Annotated in this window: 3 protein-coding genes and 1 pseudogene; all 4 read left to right on the top strand. The window is 62.5% G+C overall.

The features are described from left to right. Positions 1-413: hypothetical protein (locus tag QZ326_RS13175; protein WP_295746099.1), on the top strand; the 413-nt coding region annotated here is incomplete at its 5' end. Continuing rightward, the gene (locus QZ326_RS13170; RefSeq protein WP_295746096.1) at positions 410-970 is read left to right on the top strand and encodes a hypothetical protein; all 561 of its coding nucleotides are present in this window, start codon (positions 410-412) and stop codon (positions 968-970) included. The genes QZ326_RS13175 and QZ326_RS13170, both read left to right, overlap by 4 nt. Continuing rightward, positions 967-1,512 (top strand): hypothetical protein, encoded by a 546-nt coding sequence (locus tag QZ326_RS13165; protein ID WP_295746094.1) that lies wholly within the window; start codon positions 967-969, stop codon positions 1,510-1,512. Before QZ326_RS13170 ends, QZ326_RS13165 begins: the two co-directional genes overlap by 4 nt. A gap of 92 nt (positions 1,513-1,604) precedes the next feature. Beyond that, a pseudogene (locus QZ326_RS13160) lies at positions 1,605-1,753 on the top strand (MobA/MobL family protein); the annotation flags it as partial.

Genomic DNA, 1,753 nt, shown 5'->3' with positions numbered 1-1,753 from the left:
TCACGGTGGTCTGGCGGGACCGGGTCCAGGCCACCCGGCAGATCGCCCTGGGCGGCCGGAATCTGGACCTGGCGGTGGGGGATGAACTGGGAGTGGACGCGTTCCTCTCCAACACCTATAAGACCACTAACTTCCAGAATGTCCAGACCCTGCCCGTTCTGGCGGAGGTGTGCGAGCGCATCGCGGTGGAGATTTTGAAGGTGGTGAATTTCTACCAGTTTACATACCGCTCCAGCAATTTGGAGGGGGTCTATCTGGTGGGGGGTGGTACGGCGCTGCCCGTCCTGCGGCAGGCCATCGAATCCACCGTGGGACTGCCCCTGCTGGACCCGGAGACTCTGCTGCCCGGCGCGGCGGGAGACGTGCCGGCCGGTGTATTCGCCGCAGGAGCGGCCATGGGAGGGACAAGATGAGCAGACGAAAAGCGGACTACCCGATCAAGCGGTCCATGAACCTCTACTATAAGCCGGACCGCACCACAAAGCCCGCCACCGCCGCGCTGTATATTCTCTTTGTCCTGACGTGCCTGCTGGGTCTTGCCAAGGTAATGGTGTATGACCTCTGGGCGGAGACCCGGGACGCGGAGCAGGTTTTGACTCTCGAGCAGACCCGGCTGGAGGGCGTCATGGCGGAGCTGGCGGATTACGGCCGGGTGCGGGAGCAGTACAGCCTTTACTCCGCCACAGAGGAGGAGCAGACCCACATCGACCGCATGGAGGTGCTGGACCTGCTGGACGGCGCACTGGGGACCCAGGCGAAGCTGAACACCGTCTCCGTCAGTGGCGACGCGGTGCAGCTCCAGTTTTCCGGCGTTACGCTGGCTCAGACCGCACAGATCGTGCGGACACTGGAGGCCTCGCCCATTGTGGCGTCCACCCGGGTCAACACGGCCTCCACCACGGAGGGCGCCGGTGCGCAGGTGCAGGCCAGCGTGTTTATTCAGCTGCAGAAGGAGGGGAGCGGGGAGTGAACAGAAAACTGACGGTCCGGGAGTGGATTCTGCTGGGTCTTCTGGCGGTGATTGCCCTTGTCAGCGGCTATGTGATGCTGTTTTGCATGCCCATGACGGCCCGGCGGGACACAGCCCTGTCCGAGACGGAACTCTGCCGGGTGGAGCTTGAGGCCGCCCGGCTTAAGGTAGAGGAGAAGCGCCGCATGGAGCGGGAGCTGGAGGCCCTCTTCGCGGACGGCGCGGAGCCGGTGGCCATCGCCGATTACGACAATCTCCAGCCGGTGATGTTTGAGCTGCACACCATCCTCTCCGGTGCTGAGGATTACAGCCTGTCCTTCGGTATGGTGGACACGTCGCAGTCCATCGTCCGGCGGAGCATCTCCCTGAGCTTCACCAGCCGCAGCTACGAATCGGCCCGGGATATCCTGGAGCAGCTGTGCGGCAGCGCCTACCGCTGCCTGCTGGACAGTGTGAGCATCTCCGTGGGGCAGAGCAGGGAGGGGAACGTCTCTGTGGACGGAGCCGTACTGTACTTCGAGTATCAGCGGAATTCCTCGTGAGGGAGTTTCGGTATGGGGGAAATTTCCCGGGAGGGGGTTTACAGAAGCTGCGGGAGTATGCTGTAATTGACCCGTGAGCCATTGTATAGCCGGATGAGTTTGACGGAATGACCCACGACTACACCCATAAGGGCGGCGTAGTCCACACCGAGATTTTACTCCCCGACCACGCCCCCGCCGAGTATGCGGACAGGGCGGTTTTATGGAACGAAGTGGAGAAAATCGAGAAAGCGAAGAACGC

Source organism: uncultured Oscillibacter sp. (assembly GCF_910587525.1).
GTDB lineage: Bacteria > Bacillota > Clostridia > Oscillospirales > Oscillospiraceae > Oscillibacter.
This window is presented reverse-complemented; position numbering and strand designations above follow the sequence as displayed.

Bases quoted from the DNA above. Each gene is read 5' to 3' on its own strand.
- QZ326_RS13170 (WP_295746096.1), top strand. From the start codon at position 410: ATGAGCAGACGAAAAGCGGACTACCCGATCAAGCGGTCCATGAACCTC.